Below are 22,972 nucleotides of genomic sequence, written 5' to 3'. Positions count from 1 at the left end.
CAGACGAATTTACAGCCATGAAATGCAATGTAAACAGCTCCAACTATACTTTTAGGGTGAGCAGATCATGCAAAAAGGACATTTAATTATTTTAAATGGTGGATCTAGTGCCGGTAAAACCTCCACCTGTTCCGCTTTTCAAGATTTAACACAAAAGCCTTATATTCACTTAGGTATTGACCGGTTTTGGTCAGCCATTCCTCCTAAACAAATGCATGTGGACACAGCAACTGCTGACTATTACACCACTAAAACATATTACCAAGATGACAAACCCTTTTTTCATGTCACACCTGGGCCACTATTAGATGACACCATGTATGCCAGCTATAAAGCAATTGCTTCCTATTTAGAGATAGGTCTGAATGTTATTTCTGATCAGATTTTCTGGAAGCCAGCGTGGTTAAAATGTGCTTTAACCACCTTTCAACCGTTTAAAGTTTATTTAATTGCCTTACTGGTATCTGATGAAGAAGGAGCACGAAGAGAACGGGCACGAAGTGTTGGTGAAGCAAAAGATACTGCCGGCGGAGGGCGACCAGAGGGTTGGAATCGCTGCAGTGCTTTAGTCACTCATAAAAATATGATCTATGATCTTGAGATCGATAACACGAGCCTGTCCATCCTAGAAGCGGCATCCAAGATAAAAGACTTTATAGAGGCAACACCCAAACCACAAGCATTTAAACAACTCTATAAACAACGATGCTCTCAATAGAAATTGCCGCAACTTAATTCGCTCCATAACGGCCCGCTGGAATACAAGGACTATCAATGTATTCACCATTCACCGTTAAAATCATATTAACATTGGCTCGCTGGTAACGGGCCAACTGATCATACTGAGCTTGATTTAAATAAACGCGGGTATTACCACAATAAACCAAGGAATAAGCAGAAGGTTTGGGATGAGTATGCACAGGAAGGTCACATTCCCAGCGAAAACGAGTTAAATCACAATTTGCTAACACCGTGCTTGCAGGCATTACACATAAAATAACAGCCAATCCCCAGCCTTTCATTGGTTACACTCCGATATTATTTTATTAAAATATCGACCATTGCCGAGAAAACTTTACCAATCGCTCGCGATATGGGATGTGTAATTTAAAAAACGATACTATTCCCTGAAATGCTGGATGAGAGATGCCATATTATATTTCCATAGATCGACTAGCCATAGGAGTAGTTTCCCCAGCAATCTCTTTTAATCCAGCGTTTATTTTCTCATTTGAATGTTGAGGAGTTCTCTCAAATTTAAGTGAGAAGAATTTGCTCGGATGTTTTGAAGCATAAGATGAAATAATAGGAGCAGTAAATTCATGAGCCTCATAAATTATCTCTCTGTCTGGATTTTCATGTAATTCTGCTACCGTGCAATTAAACAGGCGTTGGCACAATGCCTCACTTGCTTCCTCATTCTTAATAAAGAGTTTTGTCAGCTCTCTAAGAGGATTCCATTTGGTTTCTCCCTCCCTAGCCAAACACACCGTTCGAGCTGCCTCGTAATACGCAGTGAGAACAAGCATGCATAAATCCTTATCTAATTTTTCCAAAAATTTTTGATGACAATACTTAGCTTCCTTGAATTTGTCGCCGGTTTGAAAAAAATACTGATAGTTCCCTTCAAAGGTATGCCATAAAGGACAATTCGTATAAACTTTAACGATGCTTTTAAAATGATTAAAATTATAATGAACACCATTAATTTCGATGGTTAAAGCAGGTATTTTACTCCCATCTTCCAAACATAGTTCCCCTAATAATTCTTTTACAGCAAGACTTTCTTCACCTTTTCCCCCTCTCCAGGTTTCACGCTGGCAAGGTATTACCATAGGAATTAAACGATAGCGGGAATCCTTTAAGTTGGCAGGATAAAAATCAAATACTTGATTAACGTTATACCGGTCATTAACTCTCACAATGTAAGTAGCACCATGTTTATACATGGCTTCACAGAAAGCAAAATCATATACCCCATTGCAATCACGGTTCATGTGCCAGGGATCTTCTTTATATTTTCTACAGTATTCCACTAAAGTCCCTTGAAGTATTTCCGGCAACTTGCTTTGAGAACCTATAAAAATAAGTTTATTATGCGCTGCAATGTAAACATCAGAACATCGACTAACATTAAACGCGTCTGTATTTTGCAAAAACGTTAATTCATACAAGCGCTCAAAATCATTGTTAGCCCATGTAACATTCGAATCCGTTTGTAAGCAAGGTCTTCCAGCATTGTCTATAATAGTGCGTGATTTCACAAGATCGGCAACACTACCCATAGATTCGCAATGTTGTAAAAAATCAAGCTCTTCTTGAGTCACACCACTGTCTTCTAAAAAATCTTTGACAATAATCCCCTCACCATACAACCATCTCGCTTCGTCAAGCATCCTTTTCTTTGCTGCAAGATAAGCCGGTGAACGATAGGTTTCTCCTTCTCTCCAATTGGGTATAAGAAATACAGTAATCTCAATCTGAGGCAATGGTTGTTGACGTGCTTTCGCTGCCGCCTGAAGGCCATTTTTCAAATGGAGAACATCTTTTCTTTCTGTTTCAGTAAAAATACCATCATAATACCCTTTACCTGTTTTGTTTCTTTTTGAATAAAAAGTGATAGCCACTATCGGCATGTTCGTTTGGAGCTTACTATCCTTAAGCGAAACTGCGCGCTCAATTTCTTCTTGCTCCAGTTCTTCAAGTAACGTATCAAGACGATTCACCATCTCATCATAAGAAGCGTCTCGAAATTCTAATAAAATATAACTAAGTCCAAAGGTGCAGGAAGAATTGCTATTCAGCGCCCTAGAGTGCTTATATAGTTCTTTATCAGTTAAAAATTCGACCAGTTTATTAAACTCTCCTTGCCTTTCGGCAGGATTCTCGCTTATATCAAAGTAATATTTAGCCCCTTTCTTAGCTGGCCGTAATTCAGCCCGCATGTTTTTAAGTAACTCACGAATAGATTTTGTCATGACAACAACATGATTTTTTTTGAAAAAACAGGCTATAAAATTATCAGATTTTTTAATTAAATTCAATATTTATACGATCGGTTTTATTTTTATTCAATACAGTATTGCAAATCATTTGGCAACTTGAATGTCCTACCCTTCACCATGAGCAACTTCATCAACAGGCATTCCACATAAAGCAGAGGTTGCTTTTTTCTAAATTTATGCGTACTTTTTACCTTAGGATGTTAGAAGCACTTCGATCTTTTTGTTTGCTTACATACGTTTTCTTGCCAATCAATTTTATAAATCATGAATACATTTCAGACTCAAGCCATGCCTTACGCCTTAGATATTCGCCAGTTACGCAAAGTATATGCCAATGGCATTGAAGCCCTAAAAGGCATTGATTTAACCGTCAAGACCGGTGATTTTTTTGCTTTGCTTGGTGCAAATGGCGCAGGGAAATCTACTACCATTGGTTTAATTACCACTTTATTGAATAAAACATCCGGTTCCATTTTAATTAATGGTTATGATTTGGACAAAGAGTCCGAACTGGCTAAATCATGCCTAGGCTTAGTTCCTCAAGAAATTAATCTCAATATTTTTGAAACTTGCGAACAAATTCTGTTAAACCAGGCAGGTTATTATGGGATACCCCGCAAACATGCCCAATCAAATGCCAAATTGCTGTTGCAGCAACTAGGCTTATGGGAAAGACGCCATTCTATTGTACGCCACTTATCAGGTGGCATGAAAAGACGTTTGATGATTGCCCGGGCATTAATACATAAACCCAAGGTCTTGATTCTTGATGAGCCTACAGCAGGTGTTGACATTGAAATCCGTCGCAGCATGTGGGATTTTTTATCACGCACAAACCAGCAAGGCACCACCATTATACTAACGACGCATTATCTTGAAGAGGCAGAACAATTATGCAAAAACATTGCCATCATTGATAAAGGTCTAATCATTGAAAATACATCCATGCATGTCCTGTTAAAAAGCCTGCGTCACCAAACATTTGTTTTTAACACAAGGGAGCCACTTGATTTTTTACCAGCCATGGAACCATTTGAGGCTATCAAACTAGATGCCAATACCTTTGAAATAAGAGTGGATAAACAATGGACACTCAATGATGTCTTTTCAATGCTTAGTCACCACGGTATTCGCATTGAAAGCATGCGTAATAAAACCAACCGTTTGGAAGAACTGTTTTTGGATATCATCAATTATGGCCGTTAACAAACAACTGATAGCTCTTTACACCATCGTACGCCGTGAGCTCATACGTATGTTTCGTATTTTTAGTCAGGTATTTCTTCCGCCAGTCATCACCACCTTATTGTATTTTTTAATCTTTGGTTCAATCATCGGCACTCGCATAGGTCTCATACAAGGGGTAAGTTATATAAAATTTATCGCACCAGGATTAATCATGATGAGCGTCATCACCAATGCATACTCTAATGTTTCCACCTCCTTGTTTAGCGTACGGTTTCAAAAAATATTGAAGAAATGCTCGTTAGCCCTCTGCATTACAGTGTGTTGTTACTGGGTTTCACGCTGGGTGGAGTACTACGAGGTTTGATTGTCGCTATCCTGGTGTATTTCGTTTCTTTTTTCTTTGTAGACATTGATATTAAGCATTTACCGATGACACTAATGGTGGTCATTTTGGTTGCTGCTTTATTTTCATTAGCCGGATTTACCAATGCTCTCGTAGCGCGCAATTTTGACGACGTCGCCATTGTGCCAACCTTTATTCTCGCCCCATTAACTTATTTGGGTGGTGTATTTTATGACACAAGCATGTTATCGCCATTCTGGCAAACCATGACCCAGTTTAATCCCATTTTTTATATGGTAAATGCCCTGCGCCACGTGATGATCAATTCACAGCAGCTCAATATGCCGTTAGCAATGAGTATTATTATCCTCATACTGGCTCTATTAATTCTACTCAATATTATTCTACTTAAAAAAGGCGTAGGCATTCGTGCCTAAAAGAAATAAAAAACGACTGGAATCACTCATATTAAGAGCGGGTGGTACAAGTTTGAGAGAGCGGATAGACAGTAAATTGAAAGCAGTCCTTCTTGTCAAGGTGGATGCCTCCGGAATGCTTTTGGCTTCTTAGACGACGCTAAGCTTGCTCACCACATTCTCAATCTGGCCTCCTGCTAAATCATGTTGGCTGTTCAATGTATACTGTCTACATCATTTATATTAGGCTATTTTATTCCCATGATCCATTTTACTCGTTCTATTTTTTGCAAAGATTTAGTTAATATTAAGGGATAAGACTGCTTAATTATGGTTGTTTGAGTTTGAACCCTAATGCTTTTAAGCGGTCAGAAATGCTTGGGTGAGTAGAAAAAGCGCTGCTTAACGACTTCACTGGATCAATGGAAGATGGATCAAATAGGTAAGAAGCTTGGCGAACTTGCTCATGAGCCGTGTTGCCATATTCAACAGCGTATTCTTCTGCATGATTTTGATGATCCTGACTGATTTTTAATAAAGCACGAGCCATAGGTTCATTATCGCGCATCAGCTCAACTGAACCAGCATCCGCCATATATTCCCGTGTACGGCTTAAAAATAACGCTAGCACCACGGTAATTAACGGTAATAAATAGCGAAGCAATATAATAACGGTATATAAACGATTATCCTGGCGGCGATCGCGTCTAAAAATCACCGCATAAAATAATACATCAATAACAATGAGCAAAAGATTGCTTAAAATCGCCACCATTAACGTTAACTTAATGTCATGATGACGAATATGACTTAATTCATGAGCCATTACTGCCTGCAACTCGGCGCGATCCAGTTTTTCTAATAGTCCGCGAGTAATTGCCACCATAGCTGACTTTTCACTGTAACCACTGGCAAATGCATTCATATAATTGGCTTCAATAAGATAAACCTTGGGCATGTACTGCAATCCTGCAGCAACTTTCATTTCTTCCACAACATTGAATAATTGTTTTTCTTGCAAGGTTTTTGCAGTTTCAGGTGTGATTTCACGGGAATCTGTTCCCAACAACATCAAACGATCATACAACGAGTAAGTCATTAACAAGGAAATTGCCGCGATACCACCCATGAGCAATGTCGCATAAGGAGTGGCACGAAATGTTAGCAAGGCATGTAAACACTGGCTTATGGTGGCATTTGGATAGTAAGACTGTAAAATAAGTGTATCAGCAATCAATCCTACCACCACATACACAACCAAAAAAGTTGCAATGACCCAACGCGTTTTACGCTCATTCCGCCTAAGCTGCTCACGCCAATTGCCAGTCGTTGCATGATAATCCGATAAGCTCATACACACGCACCTTTAAAATTTTACGGTGTAATCTTCACGAGCCTGGATTTGCTCTTCTGGCAATGACCAATATTCATATTCCTTATCCAATTTTGAAGAAAATAAACTAACAATCATGGACTCAAAAAATGATTTTTTCTTGGCATAATAACGCTCTACGCCATCATTATATGCCTGTTTTGCATAAGACAGCTTATTTTCAGTATTGACTATTTCCTCCTGCAACTGCATCACGTTTTGACTAGCCTTTAAATCAGGGTATTGTTCAAATACCACATTCAAGCCGGAAGCAATTCGTGATATTCCCTCTTCTGCGGCAATACGTCCTTTTTCATCGCCTGCATCTTTCGCAGTTTGAGCTTGATTACGTAAGGCAACAACATCTTTCAGAGTGGTTTGTTCATAATCCATGTATTTTTTGACGGATTCAATTAACGATTGAAATACCTTGAATCGTCTATCCAGCTGGATATCAATTTGACGTTTATTATTATTAATTGCCTCGATCAAGCCAATGAGCTTATTATAAATTCCAATGATCCAAAACAGGATCAACACCGCAATAATTAAAATAACAAGAACGAATGTACTCATAATAGATCCTATTCAGCTTCAACCTGTTTATGACTTCTATGTATGTTATAAGCACAAATCCTTGAAAACGCAAACAAATTACAAGGATAAGATTATGGTCAGCATTTGGTATTAATTTTTAGCCAGCTTTTCATCACTCATCAAACTCCCTTCCGATTACAACCCCAGTAAAGGACGTAGAAATTGCCCGGTATAAGAATTGACACAGCTTGCAACCATTTCAGGCGAACCGACAGCAATGATTTTTCCTCCTTTACTGCCACCTTCCGGACCTAAATCAATGATCCAGTCAGCGGTTTTAATCACATCCAGGTTATGCTCAATGATCACAATGGTATTGCCTTGCTCTCGTAGTTGAGTCAATACAGTGAGCAATTGTTTTGTATCATGGAAATGCAATCCGGTGGTTGGCTCATCCAAAATATAAAGAGTACTTCCTGTTCCGCGTTTTGACAGTTCACGAGCCAATTTTATACGTTGGGCTTCGCCACCCGATAACGTCGTAGCACTTTGCCCTAAGGAAATGTAAGACAAGCCCACTTCTATTAACGTTTGGCATTTACGCGCCAAAACCGGAATAGCATCAAAGAAGACACGTGCTTCTTCAACCGTCATATTCAAGACTTCATGTATATTTTTGCCCTTATAGTGAATATCTAATGTTTCACGGTTATAACGCTGACCTTTACAAGCATCACAAGTGACGTACATATCCGGTAAAAAATGCATTTCTACTTTGATTAGACCATCACCTTGACAGACTTCGCAGCGACCTCCACGTACATTGAAACTAAACCGACCAGGTTGATACCCGCGCGCCCGCGCTTCAGGCGTATTGGCAAATAATTCACGGATTGGTGTAAATAGACCGGTATAAGTTGCTGGATTGGAGCGTGGAGTACGGCCGATTGGACTTTGATCGATATCAATCACTTTATCGCATAACTCAAGTCCAGTAATATTCCGTACCTCTCCCGCCATGGAGAGACTAGCACGATTAAGTTTTGCAGCAGCCAACGGGTACAAGGTATCATTAATTAGACTGGATTTACCAGAGCCAGAAACACCTGTAATGCAGGTTATCAGCCCCAACGGAATCTTGACACTGACCTCATTTAAATTATTGCAAGTGACTCCTTCTATATGAATCACGCGCTTCTCATCGTAGGCAATCCGCGTATTGGGCACTGCAATGACTTGTTTTCCTGAAAGATATTGGCCAGTAAGAGAATGTTCTTGCTCCATGATTGCTTGCGGAGGTCCAAATGCCACAATTTCTCCACCATGTACACCAGCACCCGGACCGATATCAAGAACATAGTCCGCCGTGCGGATTGCATCTTCATCGTGTTCAACGACAATCACGGTATTTCCCAAATCCCGCAGTCGCAATAGCGTTTTTAACAAGCGATCATTATCACGTTGATGCAACCCTATAGAAGGCTCATCAAGAATATACATTACTCCCACTAACCCTGAGCCAATTTGACTGGCTAAGCGAATACGCTGCGCTTCTCCACCGGAGAGTGTTTCGGCACTTCTCGCCAGCGATAAATAATCCAAACCAACATTCACTAAAAAACCAAGACGCTCTACAATTTCTTTATTAATTTTTGCTGCGATTTCACCACGACTCCCCGGCAATTTTAATTGCTTAAAAAAAGCATGGGCTTGCTCGATAGAATAAGAACTAATTTCAGGTAAACTCCTATTTTCAATAAAGACGTAACGGGCCTCCAATCGTAAGCGCGAACCATTGCAGGACAGGCAAGGTCTTGACGATAAATATTTGGATAATTCTTCACGAACCATATCTGAGTCTGATTCGCGATAACGTCGCTGCATGTTGGGAATGATCCCTTCAAAAGGGTGTTTTTTAAGTACATATCCTCCATGCGGACGCTGATAATGAAATTCGATAACTTCATTACCGCTGCCATAAAGAATGCATTGACGAATCGTCTCTGGCAGATCACAAAAGGCAGATTCCAGTGAAAAATCATAATGCCCAGCTAATGATTCCAACAATGAATAATAATATACCGTGCGTTTATCCCAGCCACGAATCGCACCATCTGCCAAACTCAACGTTTCATCATGGATAATTCGTTGCGGGTCAAAAAACTGATCCACTCCCAAACCATCACAAGAGGGGCATGCACCTGCTGGATTATTAAAAGAAAACAAACGTGGCTCAAGCTCGCTAAGACTGTAACCGCATTCCGCACAAGCAAATTTCGATGAAAATACAAGGTCGTCAAAATCATCATCGATGGCAGCGACAATGGCCAATCCATCAGCAAGATTTAACGCATTTTCAAAGGATTCGCTTAACCGTTGGGCCAAATCTGTCCGAACTTTGAATCGATCCACAACCACTTCTATGGTATGTTTTTTACGCAACTCCAATTTTGGAGGGGAATCAAGTTCATACAATTCGCCATTTATGCGTGCCCGCACATACCCTTGCGCCTGCAGCTGCTGCAGCAATTGCACATGCTCGCCTTTGCGTTCGCGAACGACCGGCGCAAGAATCATCGCTTTGCATTCTGATGGCAGAGCCAGAACTTGATCAACCATTTGGCTAATCGTTTGGGCATGCAATTCTCCTCCATGCTCTGGACACCTCGGTTCCCCCACACGTGCATAAAGCAACCGCAAATAATCATAAATTTCAGTGATCGTACCCACCGTCGAGCGAGGATTATGAGAGGTTGCTTTTTGCTCTATTGAAATGGCTGGTGACAACCCCTCTATCGAATCAACATCCGGTTTTTCCATCATCGATAAAAACTGCCGAGCATAAGCCGATAAAGACTCCACGTAACGCCGTTGTCCCTCTGCATATAGAGTGTCAAAAGCAAGGGAAGACTTACCGGAACCCGATAAGCCAGTAATGACGATTAAGCGGTCACGAGGCAAATCCACGTTAATACTTTTTAAATTGTGCGTTCGTGCGCCCCTTATACTAATCATGTGCATGGCTATTTTTGACTCAAAAAAAAACAAATTATATATCTGCTATACTGATATAACAAATAGTTGTGCGCATTCCCACAATGGATACTGTAGAAGGAAACTACCATGAATCGACGATTAACGTTGAGCTTATCGTTCATATTATCGTTGTTTATATCCATAAATACCCACGCCGCCGATGACGACAATAAAGTCATACAATGGACACAAAATACCTTAGTCACTACGCTTTCCGTCAGTTATCAAGAAAATCCTGATTATTATCAATTCATACAATCCTGTTACACCTATAATGCCCGGACTGCGTTGCATGATTTTTTAGGTGGCAAGATGGACATCATCAAAAGCAGACAACTTACCCTGCACCCACAACTGAAAGGACCTGCGAAAATTCTTGAATCGGGCGTCATCAACAACAGTAATTTTTTTGATGGTGTTCAATGGTGGCGTATTACTCAAGTTATTTGGATCCCGGAACTTAATCGGACTGTTGAATTTGCTGTTACGGTCCTGGAAACGACTCAAAAAACTTATCTCATCCAAGCACTGGATATGAAATTATATTAAACGCTTTCATTATAGTAATTTATCCACACTCTGTGGATATCTTTGTGAATTGCCTGGCTGTATTAAGGTTAGCAGTGCTATAATGGATGCCTTGATACCTTCATTTGAGGTTAACATGCGCCCGATAAAACACCTCATCATTTCAATGTTATTGGCATTATTTGTGTCACAGGCCCAGTCAGCTGATTTAAAAGAAATTGAACAGGATTTCAGCGACTCCGTCATTACAACCATCATTACCGCCAAATTTACCAAGAATAAAAATTTGAACCCTCTGAAAATCTCCGTGTCAACAGAAGACGGCATTGTACAATTAAGCGGCCATGTTAAAGATAGACAAGCGTTTGTTGATGCGTTAAGGCTTGCAAAATCCACCCGCGGCGTCAAAGAAGTTGAAGCTGATAATTTGGAAATTAAAGTAGTCAATACCGCTTTTGCCGATGCTTATATTACTGCCAAAGTAGAAGCTGCCGTCCTGAAAGCTAAAGTGCTGGATGATGAATCCATTCCGCTGGTTGGTATCAACGCCTCAACCACCAATGGTATTGTAACTCTATCTGGTGATCTAAAAACTGACAAGTCCATTACGGCCATATTAAAACGTGTCAGTTCAGTACGCGGTGTTAAAAAAGTTATTTCAAATTTACGCGTGACGGCAAATTCCTAAGGATAGACCTAACATGAACGCTTTGAATCGTTTTAAATTTTTTTATGGTATTTTGGCCGATTTAAAGTTCCTTTAATTGGTTATCTAAAACCAAAATTAATTCAATTAAATGAAAAAGAAATCGTCGTAAAATTACCCTTATCTCGAAAAAGTAAAAATCATTTACACTCTATGTATTTTGGAGCTCTGTCGATAGGAGCGGATGTTGCGGGTGGTTTGCATGGATTTTATCATGCTAAACAATCCGGAATGAAAGTGTCACTGGCTTTCAAATCCTTTCAGGCCCAATTTTTGCGCAGACCAGAAACAGATGTTTACTTTACCTGCGAGCAGGGTGACCTCGTAAAAGACATGATAAACCGGTCAAAACAGACCAGCCAACGCATCAATCAACCACTCAATGTAAAAGCATACATCAACTATCCTACCCATCCTGAAGAAATTGCGCATTTTATTCTTGAGTTATCATTAAAAGTTCTTAATTGACAAACCAAGCATTGCCATCTAACTTAATGATATTGATGCTCTAGTATCACGCGTTATTTCCGAACTTCTTACTCATGATTGATTTGACGATTCATACTCAACCTGATGATGAAACCTGTGGCCCGACTTGTTTGCATGCCATGTATGCTTATTATGGCTTGGATATTTCTCTTGAAACAGTTGTAGGAGAGGTAGAACGCTCTCTATCAGGGGGAACATTAGCTCCCTTACTGGGCAAGCATGCATTAATGCACGATTTTGAGACAACTATTTATATCAATAACTTGGATGTATTCGATCCAACGTGGTTTGAGAATTGTGCATCGTCTCGGGAAAATCTGATTGCCAAATTGGATGCACAAATGAAACACAAATGGGATAAAGGTATTCTGCAATCCAGTATTGCTTATCAAGATTATTTAAAATCAGGCGGGGATGTTCGTTTTAATACAATCAGTGTACAGTTACTTAAAGAATATTTTAATCAAAAAATTCCTATATTGACTGGCTTAAGTGCAACTTATCTATACCGCAGCGCACGCGAAATTTATTCAAATGATGGCGTTGCCTTTTATGATGATATCCGGGGCACACCTTGCGGACATTTTGTTGTATTATGCGGCTATGATGATAAAAATAGGCATATCATTGTCGCCGATCCTCATCGCGAAAATCCCTTATCACACGATAATTACTATAAGGTAAACAGTAATCGCTTGATTAATGCCATCATGTTGGGCGTCTATACTTATGACGCCAATTTATTAATTATAAAACCAAAAAGGAAGCAGAATGCAAACGGTTCTGATTACTGATGATCCACAAAGTTGGAGTTTTTTAAGTTCACTGGCTCCTATTATTCAAGCTTCAGATTACCTGTCAAATGACAGCTATCACCAAACCCAGACGATGCGCATTATTAATCTTTGTCGTTCTTACGATTACCAAACCATTGGTTACTATGTGTCATTATTGGCACAAGCTCGCGACCATAAAGCCATTCCTTCTGCACTGAATATTCAGGACGTTTTAAGCACCAGCTTGACTAAACAAATTTCTCTGGATATTGATGAAGAAATACAACACAGCTTACACGACATTAAAGGGGAAGAGTTTGTATTGAGTCTTTATTTCGGACAAAATATTGCCAAAAGGCATGCTAATTTGGCAAAAAATTACATGGCTTATTCCCTCTGCCACTTATTCGTTTCACCTTAGAGAAAAAGAAGCAATGGTACATCAAAAAAGTGACGGCTTTATCACTCAGTGATATTCCAGATCATCATTATGATTTCATGAAGCAAGCGGCTGAAACCTATTTTACTAAAAAACGGTTTTATCAATGGCGAAAGAAGCCCCGTTTTCATGATTTGGCCATTCTTACAGACCCCAATGAACCTAATGCCCCTTCCAATAAAAAAGCCATTGAAGCATTCATTAGTACAGGAGAATCCTTAGGACTTAACGTCGATTTAATTGATAAAAACGATAGCAAATTCATTGCCGAATACGATGCTCTTTTTATTCGCGCAACCACCGCCGTTGATCATTATACGTATCGTTTTGCCAGACGCGCAGCACAAGAAAACCTGGTGGTTATTGATGATCCACAATCCATCGTCAAATGCACAAACAAAGTTTATCTGGCTGAGTTAATGCGCAGCCATCAAGTATTAACCCCTGAAACTTTATTTATTAGTAAGTATGATCAATCATTACCCGCTATAGAATTTCCTTGTGTCCTGAAAAAACCGGACAGTGCTTTTTCTCATGGTGTTATTAAATTGGATGACTGCAAAAGCTTACAAAAATCTCTGGCACAATTTTTTAAAACATCCGATTTAATTTTACTTCAGCCTTTTATACCCACCGAATTTGACTGGCGCATTGGAGTTCTAGATAACAAGCCACTGTTTGCTTGCCGTTATTACATGGCCAAAGGCCATTGGCAAATTTATAACTGGGATTCAAAAAAGAATTCGAGGGTGAATTTGACACCGTCCCTCTGCATGAGGTCCCTGAATCTGTTATTAAAACGGCTTTGAAGGCAACCCGTTTAATTGGCGATGGCCTCTATGGTGTGGACATCAAAAGTCTTGATGACAAAAATTACGTCATTGAAGTGAATGACAATCCTAACATCGATCAAGGGGTTGAAGATCAAGTTCTGGGCGAAAACCTTTATCAACAAATTATGAGCGTTTTTTTACAACGCATTCGTAGGAAACATGGTTATGTCTAATTATTCTTTATTTTCAGTATTAGGAATTGAAATCGAATACATGCTGGTTGACCGAAATACGTTATCTGTACAACCTAAAAGCGACTTAATTTTGCATACATTGGCCGGTGAACTGGTTAATGAAATCGCTCTGGACGAAATTGCCGTCAGTAATGAATTGGTCATGCATGTTCTTGAACTTAAAAACAATGGTCCAAAATCGCCAACGACTCCCATTGCTAATCAATTTCAACAGACAATTTTACAATTACAGCCTTTACTAGCACAACACAATTTACAGTTTTTACCCACGGGGGCACATCCCTGGATGAATCCTTTGCTGGAAACGCAACGTTGGCCTCATGGCAACAAAAGTATTTATCAACAATATGATCAAATTTTTAATTGCCAAGGTCATGGTTGGGCTAATCTACAAAGCATGCATGTCAATCTTCCTTTTGCCAATGATGAGGAATTTTGCCAATTACATAATACGATCCGTTTGCTTCTTCCTTTGTTGCCTGCTATAGCGGCCAGCACCCCATTTTTAGATGGTAAAAGCACTGGCTTTTTGGATTCACGCCTTTTTTATTATGGGAAAAATCAGGAGCGCATTCCTTCCATCAGTGGCGATATTATTCCTGAATTTATCTGCTCCGAGGCACAGTATGAGCTAGAGATTTTAAAACCAATGTATCGCGATATAAATGCCTGGGACTCTCAAGGTATTCTGCAATTTGAATGGTTGAATTCTCGTGGTGCCATTGCCAAATTTGAAAGCAAAGCCGTTGAAATTCGAATCATTGATTCTCAAGAATGTGTGCAAGCAGATATTGCAATCGCTCAGGCCATCCATGCTATTCTCAAATATTGGTATTCCCAATCACCGATTCATACAAAACCTGTCTGCGAAACCAAAAAACTGAAGTCAATCTACGATCAAAGCATTAAAAAAGGTTTGTCCGTACACATTGACGATATGGAAGTTTTAACACAGTGGCAGCTTCCCAAACGCAACATGAGCATTCGTGATGTCTGGTCGTCACTGATAGAAAAAGCATCCAGCGATCTGGATAATACCAGTCAGCATGCCCTAGAACATATTTTAAGGCATGGTAATTTGAGTGAGCGTATATTACGTGCTTGTGGAAATGATTTTAGCAGATCAACGATACAACGCGTTTATCGTCAATTGGGACATTGTTTGATAAACAATCAATTATTTAATGCATTATGAAACCAACCGTATTAGTATTAAGCTGTGAACATGCCGGTAATGACGTCCCTGATGAGTATTGGCATTTGTTTTCCCAACAAGAAGCTGTTTTACAAACGCATCGTGCCTTCGATATTGGAGCATGTGAAATTGCCGAACAGTTAAGCCAAACGTTTGGTTGCGATTATACAAAAACAACAATTACCCGTTTATTGATTGATTGCAATCGCAGCTTAACCAATCCTAAATGTTTTTCGGAATTCACTCGCTCGCTGTCAAAGCAAGATAGACAAACCATCGTAGAAAAGTATTATTTGCCTTTCCGGCAACGAACTGAACAAATAATTGCTAATCATATTCATCAAGGACAGCAGGTATTACATTTATCGATTCACAGCTTTACACCAGAGCTTAACGGCGTTCTACGAAACGCCGCCATGTCGCTTTTATATGATCCCAAGCGGCATGGTGAAAAAGAAGTAGCTCGCATCTGGCAAAATTTACTCATACACCGACCAGCTGCTTATCGCGTACGTCTTAATTATCCTTATCAAGGAACAAGCGATGGTTTCACCACGGCTCTTCGCAAACAACATCATCAAAAAAATTACCTGGGTATTGAAGTGGAAAGTAATCAGGCATTGATGAAAAACAAAGAGACGTTTAATCAGTTAATCCACATTCTGACAAGTAGCTTGCAAGATTTGCTGCAGTTGCTTTAGTCACCCTAGTCACCCTGTAAAAAAATATGATTTGGCTCCCTTTGATTTTCCCGGGCAGTATATACTTATAGTGTACCTCGCAAAATTCATGGAGCCACCGTGTACAAGTTATCCCAACTGGAAAGTATAGGTGTAAAGTTCAGGGAACTATTACAAAAAGCCGGTATAGAAGATCAAGAGCAATTACTTGCAGCCTGTAGTCAGCGTAGCGGACGACAAGCATTGGCAAAAGAAACAGGAATTAACCCAAAATTAATTCTCAAATGGACTCAGCAAGCTGATTTGGCAAGAATTAATGGCATAGGGGAAGAGTATGCAGAACTCCTGGAATTCAGTGGAGTAGACTCAGTACAGACTCTTGCACAGTTTACCCCCGAAAAGCTATTTCAAACCATGCTGCAAGTCAATGAGCAAGCCAACCTAGTGCGAGCAATGCCCAGCATGACAAAAATTGAATCATGGATAGAACAGGCGCAAACCCTCCCATCGATGCTTGAATGATAACAATTTTGCACAGCCTGATGAATTAGAACTTCTTTTTCTTTAAAGAAAGACTTACGTCACATCTTGCTTTGAATGCTTTTTTTCTGCCAGACAATCGGGGCATATCCCATAAATATTCAAAGCGTGATCCGTCATCTTAAAACGAGCCTGCTCGGCAATTATTTTCTGACGTTTTTCAATGATTTCATCCATAAACTCTTCTACTCGCCCACACTGCACACAAACCAAATGATCATGATGAGCACCCTGGCTTAATTCATACACAGAATATCCACCTTCAAAATTATGGCGATTAATTAATCCTGCGGCTTCAAACTGAGCAAGAACTCGATATACGGTTGCCAAACCAACGTCTTCACCCATGTCCAATAAAGCCTTATAAACATCTTCTGCACTCAGATGATGTTCACTGGCTTGTTCAAGAATTTGTAAAACCTTCAGGCGAGGCATTGTTATTTTAAGTCCGACATCCTTTAACTGCTGACTCTCTCCCACACAAACTCCTTAAGTTATCACCTGTACTCTTTCGATGGATTGCATGCTATTATGGCGAAATTTTTCTCTGCAGGCAAAAAAAATGCGAATTAAAACCATTCTCACACTTTTAGCATTTCTATGCTTCTTCACAAGTTGTACTTCTTACGATTTCTCAAGACGTGTTGTCCAACAGGGAAATTTGCTTCCCCAATCCAAAATCGAACGTTTAAAAATTGGCATGAGTAAAGAAGACACAGCCATCCTCATGGGTACCAGCTTGCTTAGCCCTTTATTTAATAATGACCGTTGGGATTATGCCTACACATGGCGTAAAGGAAGCGGTCCTATGGAAAAACGTCATTTAAGCTTGTATTTTGTCCATGGAAGATTGGCTCGAATTGAAGAGCAACCTATAGCACATTAAAACAGTCAACGTTGATCGCAAAGTGTCTTTGAACCCATGCAATAAACTGGGATATTCTACCTTTGCAGGCAAACAGCAAGTGACAAATACTAGCAATCTCATATCATGAGCCCCTGCATGATTTTCCTGGTGCGGGCCAGGTTCTATGGCTTTGCCCGCTCCCGTCTTTTTTCCTTAGGATCAATCATCAGCGGCCGGTAAATTTCGATACGGTCACCTTCTTTTACGATTTTATCAAGTGCTACTTGCCGTGCAAAAATTCCAATGGCCATGTGTTTGGTTTCAGGATAGTCCACTTGTATTCTGGAACAATCTATTGCCTGTGCCACGGTTGTTCCTATTTCTACCATCAAATGCTTATGAACCGGGGGAGCATTTAATGGAACGTACACGATTTCAACTTTAACCATATAAAACCTTGGCACGCTCACAAAAAGCATCAACCATTTTGTCACTGATTTGTTCAAAAACAGAGCCTAACAACATGGAAAGCATACGACCCGCAAAATCAAATTCAAGATCAAAAGAAATATGGCAACCCTCTGGAACTTCATCAAACCGCCAAAAGCCTTCCAAATGGCTAAAAGGCCCATCCACCAATCGTATTTCTATCATCTTATTGGCCTGCAAGCGATTGCGTGTGGTAAATGATTTACTCATCCCTGCTGCAACAATCACCAAAGTGGCCTGTACTTCGTCTTCATCACGATGATGGACGAGGCTCTTTGAAAAGAAAGGTAAAAATTCATCGTAATGCTCTACATCATTAACCAGATTATACATTTGCTCACAAGTGAAAGGCACAACGCGTGATTTTTTAACAATAGTCATCGTTCGCCCCCTTTGCAATGAATGGCTGAAATCTCATGGATTAACCACCGCCGTATATCCGCAATTTCTTCATGGCAAACCGCATGCTCCATGGAATATTCATGCATGCTAATTTTTTGATATCCTTGTGCGGTTAACCATGCCGCGCTTTGTTGAGTCCAGGTTGGCAAGACGATGGGATCATATTTGCCACTGGCTATAAAGATAGGTGACTCAACGTGTTGATTAGGTTTACATTCTGCCACTAATGGCAGATAAGCGGATAAAACAATTATTCCAGCCAGAGGTTCCGGTATGCATATGCCCGTAAATAAAGCCATAGCCCCACCTTGTGAAAATCCGGCTAAAAAAATCTGATTTGAAGCAAATCCATCAGCCAGCTGATTAGCAATCACCTGTTGAATGAAGTTTTTAGATTGTAAAATGCCATTCTTGTCTTCACGCCCCGTTAAATCCCTATTGATGAGATCATACCAAGCACGCATAGGCATATGATTGTTTAAAGTAACTGGCCGCACGGGGGCATTTAAAAATACGTGCCGGACTGGTAAGTTTAATGCTAATTGTTCAGCCAAACCAGCCATATCCTGAGCATCAGCACCCAAACCATGCATCCAAATCACACAAGCTTGAGGCTGTTGCTGTGGGTCTTTGATATACACGTTCAAAATTTCTCCAATAAAAAAGCCGAATTATCGCCAATGCAAAAGCGCCTGGCAAGGTAGAAATATCATTAATATTATTCTGAATAGAAAAGATAACCTCTACCATTATAAATCTTAGCATGCAGCCGTTTTTTCAAATGTCTGGCAAGTTGATAAGATTCGAAAAACAAACGTATTTAGTACAAAACAGAAAAACACAAGATGACTGAGCTAAATAGCGGCAAGATATTGCCGCATAATATGCTATACTATTGAAAGTCTGTTTATCTTGCATTTTCACAACTGCAAATTTAGCTGACTGGTGCTATTTTTATGTTTGAATTTATGAGGGAGCTTGCTATTCACCTCATTCAAACGCAAAATGGTATGTAAACAGACCCTATATGATTTCTTAATTATCACAATCATCTGAACTGGAAGAGCGTGATGAAAACACTCAATCACATTTTTTTTGCTTTCATGATAATTTTACAATTATCGGCCTGCGGTCAAAAAGGTCCGCTCTATTTACCTAACACGCATCAACAAACCACTGATAAATAATGACCATTCGATTTACAAAAATGCATGGACTAGGAAACGATTTTATGGTGATCGATGCCATACGTCAGAACGTTTTACTTAGCCCCCAACAAATAGCTACTCTAAGTCAACGTGATACTGGCATTGGTTTCGATCAATGCTTAATGGTTGAAGCCAGTCAGGAAACCGGTATTGATTTTTTTATCGCATCTTTAATGCTAATGGCAAAGAAGTGGGCCAGTGCGGCAATGGGGCCAGATGCCTCGCGCGTTTTTTAAAGTATTATCAATTAACTGACAAAACCCTGATAACCGTTGCAACATCAACCACACGTATGCAATTGCAACTTAACGACGATGAAACAGTTACCGTCAATATGGGAATGCCCAAATTCAATCCTGCCTCAATTCCATTATTAATAGATTTACAAAAACCACTATATTCCTTGCCATTAGAAAACCAAACTCCGTGTTATTTCCATGCAGTCAACGTTGGCAATCCTCATGCGGTTGTTCTTGTCGACCGTATTGAGTCAGCACCTGTGCATGCATGGGGCAAGTGGATTAGCGAACATCCATTATTTCCAGAACAAACCAACGTTGGTTTCATGCATGTGGTTACTCATGATCATATTCAATTGCGAGTCTATGAGCGCGGCTGTGGTGAAACAAAAGCTTGTGGCAGCGGTGCTGTGGCAGCTGCTGCTATCGGCCGACTTTATCATCAATTAACAGAGCAAATCCGTGTTAGTTTGCCAGGAGGCGAGTTATTGGTTCAGTGGCCACAAACCACCGGTGATATTTTTTTAACAGGCCCTGCGGTCTTCATTTATGAAGGGACACTCCTATCATGACCATCATACTTAGGCAAACACGATGCGTATTGTAATCCTGGGAGCCGGACAAGTAGGCGGGACCTTAGCCCATAATCTTGCTCATGAAGATAATGATATTACTTTGGTCGATGTCAACGGCGAGCGTTTGCGAGAATTACAGCATCGCTTGGATATCAAAACGGTTCAAGGCAGCGCCTCGCATCCTAATGTATTAATTGAAGCAGGCATCCAACAAGCAGACATGTTAATAGCCGTCACCGACAGCGATGAAATTAACATGATGGGCTGTCAAATTGCCTACAGTCTCTTTCGTACTCCGAACAAAATAGCAAGAATCCGCTCTCGTAATTATTATCAATACCCTGGATTATTTACCAACGATCATATCCCGGTTGATGTATGCATCAGCCCGGAACAATTGGTGACTGAACATATTGTTAATCTGATTGATTACCCAGGAGCATCACAAGTGCTTGATTTTGCTGATGGCAAAGTATTATTGGTGACCATTAAGCCCGATGGAGTCATTATTGGAAAAACGATCGCTCAGTTGGACCAGCACTTGAGTGCCATTGAGGCAGGAGTAGTTGCCTTATTTCGTAATAATACAGCTATTCCTTTGCAAGACGATTGTGTGATAGCAAAAGGCGATGATGTATTATTCATTGCTTCTCCCCAAGCCATTCAGCAAGTCTTGATTGCTTTAGGTCGTTATACGCATCCCAATCGCCGCATCATGATAGCGGGAGGAGGTCATATCGGCTGTAAATTGGCACAAACGCTTGAAAACCACTATCGCATTAAAGTGATTGAGCATAATTTGGAGCGCGCCAATAATCTTGCTTCCCAATTGCATAAATCCACTGTTTTACAAGGAGATATTGCAGATAGAGATCTTCTTATCAATGAAAATATTGAATTCACGGATGTATTTTGCGCAGTCACCAATGATGATGAAGCAAATATCATGTCTTGCCTTCAGGCGAAACGCTTGGGCACAAGACATGTCATGGCCTTGGTCAATCGTGGAGCCTATGTGGATTTAATCGATGACAGCACTATTGATCATGCCATTTCACCTCAGCTCATTACCATTGGCAGCATTCTCACCAAATTACGCCGCGGAAATATGGTTAAGGTCTATCGATTGCATGATGAAGCGGAAGCCATTGAATTAATCATCCACGGTGATGAGCATACTTCACAAGTTATTGGTCGAAGATTAGACGAAATCAAATTACCACCAACCTGCTTGATAGCTGCCATCGTTCGTGGGGAAAAAGTATATATTGCAAACCAAGATTTTAAACTGGAAGCGGAAGACCATGTTATATTACTTCTATTAAAAAAACGTTATGTACGCCAGTTGGAATCACTCTTCCAGGTCAATTTAAGTTTTGTAGAATAGAAATTTAAAATTTTATGCAAATTAGAACCATTCTACGATTAATTGGTTTATTGCTCATGATGTTCAGTTTGAGCATGTTAACTCCATTGCCTTTTAATTTTATTTTTCATGAACATTTCTGGGTTCCATTTATAGCCGCATTTCTTTGCACAGCAAGTACAGGCGCCAGTTTATGGCTCATGTTTCACAAGCATCGCCAGGAATTAAAAATTCGCGACGGCTTCTTGATTGTTGTCTTATTCTGGTTTGTATTATGTTTTTTTGCTTCTTTACCCTTTTTATTTGCACTCCACACCCCTAGCATGACGGATGCACTGTTCGAATCTGTTTCCGGTTTTACCACCACAGGCGCCACCATCATCACTAATATTGAGGCTCTGCCTCATGCGCTTTTATATTATCGACAGCAACTGCAATTTTTAGGTGGAATGGGAATCATCGTTTTAGCAGTAGCCATTTTGCCCATGCTTGGGGTCGGTGGGATGCAGTTATATCGTGCAGAAACGCCAGGGCCTATGAAGGAAACAAAGCTGACCCCTCGCATTGCTCAGACCGCGAAAGCCTTGTGGTTTATTTATTTTTTATTAACCTTGTTGTGCATGGCATGCTATTCGCTTGCTGGCATGGATTGGTTCGATGCATTGGGAGAGAGTTTTGCCACCGTTTCAACGGGAGGGTTTTCCATGCACGATGCCAGTTTTTCTTATTACCAAAGCAATACCATTGAGCTCATTGCCTGTTTTTTTATGTTATTAGGCGGTACAAATTTTGCCTTGCATTTTATTGCTTTAAAAAAACGTACGCTCAAACATTATTGGCAGGATGAAGAATTTCGTTGTTACATCCGTGTATTATTTATCGCAAGTTTTATTGTGGTGCTTGGGCTAGTGTGTTACGGTTTTTTTCATGCCAATCATCATGCCCTTATTAAAAGCCTATTCAATGTGATTTCATTAGCGACCACCACAGGCTTTATCTCTGCACCCTTTGGAACTTGGCCAACGTTTATACCCATATTAATTTTATTTTTAGCCATCATTGGCGGCTGTGCCGCTTCAACCAGCGGTGGCATAAAAATGTTAAGAGCTTTACTTCTCTATAAGCAAAGTAAACGAGAAATGTCTCGTCTTTTACACCCTCATGGCGTCATTCCTATCAAATTTGGCAATCATACTTTGGCTGAGCCTGTTTTACAGTCCATGTGGGGATTTATTTCCGTTTTTATTGCATTATTTTTGACACTCATGATCCTCTTACTTGCCTTAGGTAATGATTTTATAACCACCTTTTCAGCCATTACTGCCACACTTGCCAATGCTGGTGCAGGTATTGGAACCATTAGCATCACTTTTGCAGATCTTAATTTACCCAGCAAATGGGTACTCATGTTTGCTATGATTGCTGGCCGCTTGGAAATTTTCTCTCTGCTTATTTTATTTTCCCGCCAGTTTTGGCAAAAATAAACACTCATCAAACTTTATTATCTTGTTTTAGGGCAAGACGTAAACGATTTTAAGAAGCAGGGTTTACATGGAGTCAATAAGCACC

The 22,972-nt window shown here is 40.1% G+C and carries 24 protein-coding genes, 1 other RNA gene and 3 pseudogenes; 18 read left to right on the top strand and 10 right to left on the bottom strand.

The window, feature by feature from the left end; all coding sequences use genetic code 11:
* Positions 1–67 precede the first annotated feature (67 nt).
* Complete coding sequence (locus tag LOA_RS02040; protein ID WP_025384928.1) at positions 68–718, top strand: chloramphenicol phosphotransferase CPT family protein; 651 nt, start codon at positions 68–70, stop codon at positions 716–718.
* Positions 719–731: 13 nt separating this feature from the next.
* Here the strand turns inward: LOA_RS02040 and LOA_RS02035 are convergent, their stop codons facing one another.
* Complete coding sequence (locus tag LOA_RS02035; protein WP_025384927.1) at positions 732–1,022, bottom strand: hypothetical protein; 291 nt, start codon at positions 1,020–1,022, stop codon at positions 732–734.
* A 132-nt stretch (positions 1,023–1,154) separates the two neighbouring features.
* Positions 1,155–3,044, bottom strand: a complete 1,890-nt coding sequence (locus LOA_RS02030; RefSeq protein WP_025384926.1) for a hypothetical protein — start codon at positions 3,042–3,044, stop codon at positions 1,155–1,157.
* A gap of 225 nt (positions 3,045–3,269) precedes the next feature.
* Here LOA_RS02030 and LOA_RS02025 point away from each other — a divergent pair, with 225 nt between their 5' ends.
* Entirely contained in the window at positions 3,270–4,211 is a 942-nt protein-coding gene (locus tag LOA_RS02025; RefSeq protein WP_237757979.1) for an ABC transporter ATP-binding protein, read from the top strand.
* Positions 4,201–4,973, top strand: a pseudogene (locus tag LOA_RS02020) (ABC transporter permease). The gene LOA_RS02025 and the pseudogene LOA_RS02020 overlap by 11 nt, the downstream one beginning before the upstream one ends.
* Before the next feature lie 63 nt (positions 4,974–5,036).
* Here LOA_RS02020 and ssrS read toward each other — a convergent pair.
* The 4 genes from ssrS to uvrA all read right to left on the bottom strand — a co-directional run bounded on the left by ssrS (position 5,037) and on the right by uvrA (position 9,882).
* Positions 5,037–5,182: non-coding RNA, 6S RNA (gene ssrS, locus LOA_RS14075), on the bottom strand.
* Positions 5,183–5,280: 98 nt separating this feature from the next.
* Complete coding sequence (htpX, locus tag LOA_RS02015) at positions 5,281–6,306, bottom strand: zinc metalloprotease HtpX (RefSeq protein WP_025384924.1); 1,026 nt, start codon at positions 6,304–6,306, stop codon at positions 5,281–5,283.
* A 12-nt stretch (positions 6,307–6,318) separates the two neighbouring features.
* On the bottom strand, positions 6,319–6,900 hold the full coding sequence (locus LOA_RS02010; RefSeq protein ID WP_025384923.1) for a LemA family protein: 582 nt from the start codon (positions 6,898–6,900) through the stop codon (positions 6,319–6,321).
* Positions 6,901–7,056: 156 nt separating this feature from the next.
* A complete protein-coding gene (gene uvrA, locus LOA_RS02005; RefSeq protein ID WP_025384922.1) occupies positions 7,057–9,882 on the bottom strand; it encodes an excinuclease ABC subunit UvrA in 2,826 nt (941 codons plus the stop codon).
* Positions 9,883–9,984: 102 nt separating this feature from the next.
* Here uvrA and LOA_RS13555 point away from each other — a divergent pair, with 102 nt between their 5' ends.
* From LOA_RS13555 to LOA_RS01960, 10 genes and pseudogenes are all read left to right on the top strand, one after another.
* Positions 9,985–10,446 carry a hypothetical protein gene (locus LOA_RS13555; RefSeq protein ID WP_025384921.1) on the top strand — a complete coding sequence of 154 codons (462 nt, stop codon included), beginning with the start codon at positions 9,985–9,987 and terminating at the stop codon, positions 10,444–10,446.
* Between the two features lie 115 nt (positions 10,447–10,561).
* Complete coding sequence (locus LOA_RS01995) at positions 10,562–11,113, top strand: BON domain-containing protein (protein ID WP_025384920.1); 552 nt, start codon at positions 10,562–10,564, stop codon at positions 11,111–11,113.
* Between the two features lie 171 nt (positions 11,114–11,284).
* Positions 11,285–11,599, top strand: coding sequence for a hypothetical protein (locus LOA_RS01990; RefSeq protein ID WP_025384919.1), 315 nt, complete (start codon positions 11,285–11,287; stop codon positions 11,597–11,599).
* 74 nt (positions 11,600–11,673) lie between these two features.
* Positions 11,674–12,414 carry a C39 family peptidase gene (locus LOA_RS01985; protein ID WP_025384918.1) on the top strand — a complete coding sequence of 247 codons (741 nt, stop codon included), beginning with the start codon at positions 11,674–11,676 and terminating at the stop codon, positions 12,412–12,414.
* A pseudogene (locus LOA_RS15075) lies at positions 12,392–12,843 on the top strand (RimK-like ATPgrasp N-terminal domain-containing protein); the annotation flags it as partial. The gene LOA_RS01985 and the pseudogene LOA_RS15075, both read left to right, overlap by 23 nt.
* Positions 12,844–12,846: 3 nt before the next feature.
* Entirely contained in the window at positions 12,847–13,644 is a 798-nt protein-coding gene (locus LOA_RS15070; protein ID WP_238551293.1) for an ATP-grasp domain-containing protein, read from the top strand.
* Positions 13,641–13,841 carry an ATP-grasp domain-containing protein gene (locus LOA_RS15065; protein ID WP_238551292.1) on the top strand — a complete coding sequence of 67 codons (201 nt, stop codon included), beginning with the start codon at positions 13,641–13,643 and terminating at the stop codon, positions 13,839–13,841. The genes LOA_RS15070 and LOA_RS15065 overlap by 4 nt, the downstream gene beginning before the upstream one ends.
* Complete coding sequence (locus LOA_RS01970) at positions 13,834–15,057, top strand: glutamate-cysteine ligase family protein (protein ID WP_025384917.1); 1,224 nt, start codon at positions 13,834–13,836, stop codon at positions 15,055–15,057. The genes LOA_RS15065 and LOA_RS01970 overlap by 8 nt, the downstream gene beginning before the upstream one ends.
* On the top strand, positions 15,054–15,758 hold the full coding sequence (locus LOA_RS01965) for an N-formylglutamate amidohydrolase (RefSeq protein WP_025384916.1): 705 nt from the start codon (positions 15,054–15,056) through the stop codon (positions 15,756–15,758). The genes LOA_RS01970 and LOA_RS01965 overlap by 4 nt, the downstream gene beginning before the upstream one ends.
* 99 nt (positions 15,759–15,857) lie before the next feature.
* Positions 15,858–16,259 (top strand): DUF4332 domain-containing protein, encoded by a 402-nt coding sequence (locus LOA_RS01960; RefSeq protein ID WP_025384915.1) that lies wholly within the window; start codon positions 15,858–15,860, stop codon positions 16,257–16,259.
* A 54-nt stretch (positions 16,260–16,313) separates the two neighbouring features.
* Here LOA_RS01960 and fur read toward each other — a convergent pair whose 3' ends face one another.
* Entirely contained in the window at positions 16,314–16,757 is a 444-nt protein-coding gene (gene fur, locus LOA_RS01955) for a ferric iron uptake transcriptional regulator (protein ID WP_025384914.1), read from the bottom strand.
* A gap of 82 nt (positions 16,758–16,839) precedes the next feature.
* Between fur and LOA_RS01950 the strand changes: the two genes are divergently transcribed.
* Complete coding sequence (locus tag LOA_RS01950; protein WP_025384913.1) at positions 16,840–17,163, top strand: outer membrane protein assembly factor BamE; 324 nt, start codon at positions 16,840–16,842, stop codon at positions 17,161–17,163.
* 143 nt (positions 17,164–17,306) lie between these two features.
* On the opposite strand, the gene LOA_RS01945 is transcribed toward LOA_RS01950, so the two are convergent.
* The 3 genes from LOA_RS01945 to LOA_RS01935 are packed head-to-tail and all read right to left on the bottom strand — an operon-like array spanning position 17,307 to position 18,650.
* Positions 17,307–17,573, bottom strand: coding sequence for an RnfH family protein (locus tag LOA_RS01945; protein ID WP_025384912.1), 267 nt, complete (start codon positions 17,571–17,573; stop codon positions 17,307–17,309).
* Positions 17,566–17,994 carry a type II toxin-antitoxin system RatA family toxin gene (locus LOA_RS01940; protein ID WP_025384911.1) on the bottom strand — a complete coding sequence of 143 codons (429 nt, stop codon included), beginning with the start codon at positions 17,992–17,994 and terminating at the stop codon, positions 17,566–17,568. The genes LOA_RS01945 and LOA_RS01940 overlap by 8 nt, the downstream gene beginning before the upstream one ends.
* Positions 17,991–18,650 carry an alpha/beta hydrolase gene (locus LOA_RS01935; RefSeq protein ID WP_025384910.1) on the bottom strand — a complete coding sequence of 220 codons (660 nt, stop codon included), beginning with the start codon at positions 18,648–18,650 and terminating at the stop codon, positions 17,991–17,993. Before LOA_RS01935 ends, LOA_RS01940 begins: the two co-directional genes overlap by 4 nt.
* Positions 18,651–19,085: 435 nt before the next feature.
* Between LOA_RS01935 and lptM the strand changes: the two genes are divergently transcribed.
* From lptM to LOA_RS01920, 4 genes and pseudogenes are all read left to right on the top strand, one after another.
* A complete protein-coding gene (gene lptM / locus LOA_RS15975) occupies positions 19,086–19,202 on the top strand; it encodes an LPS translocon maturation chaperone LptM (protein ID WP_081724922.1) in 117 nt (38 codons plus the stop codon).
* Positions 19,202–20,034 (top strand): annotated as a pseudogene (gene dapF, locus LOA_RS01930) (diaminopimelate epimerase). Before lptM ends, dapF begins: the two are co-directional and overlap by 1 nt.
* Before the next feature lie 22 nt (positions 20,035–20,056).
* Entirely contained in the window at positions 20,057–21,424 is a 1,368-nt protein-coding gene (gene trkA / locus LOA_RS01925) for a Trk system potassium transporter TrkA (RefSeq protein WP_025384909.1), read from the top strand.
* Positions 21,425–21,438: 14 nt separating this feature from the next.
* Positions 21,439–22,887: a TrkH family potassium uptake protein gene (locus LOA_RS01920; protein WP_025384908.1), complete on the top strand. Its 1,449-nt coding sequence runs from the start codon at positions 21,439–21,441 to the stop codon at positions 22,885–22,887.
* Positions 22,888–22,972 lie beyond the last annotated feature (85 nt).

The sequence above is a fragment of the Legionella oakridgensis ATCC 33761 = DSM 21215 genome (assembly GCF_000512355.1).
In the GTDB taxonomy this organism is placed as follows: Bacteria; Pseudomonadota; Gammaproteobacteria; order Legionellales; family Legionellaceae; genus Legionella_A; species Legionella_A oakridgensis.
The sequence above is the reverse complement of the archived record's forward strand: the minus strand, read 5'-3'. Positions and strand labels throughout refer to the sequence as shown.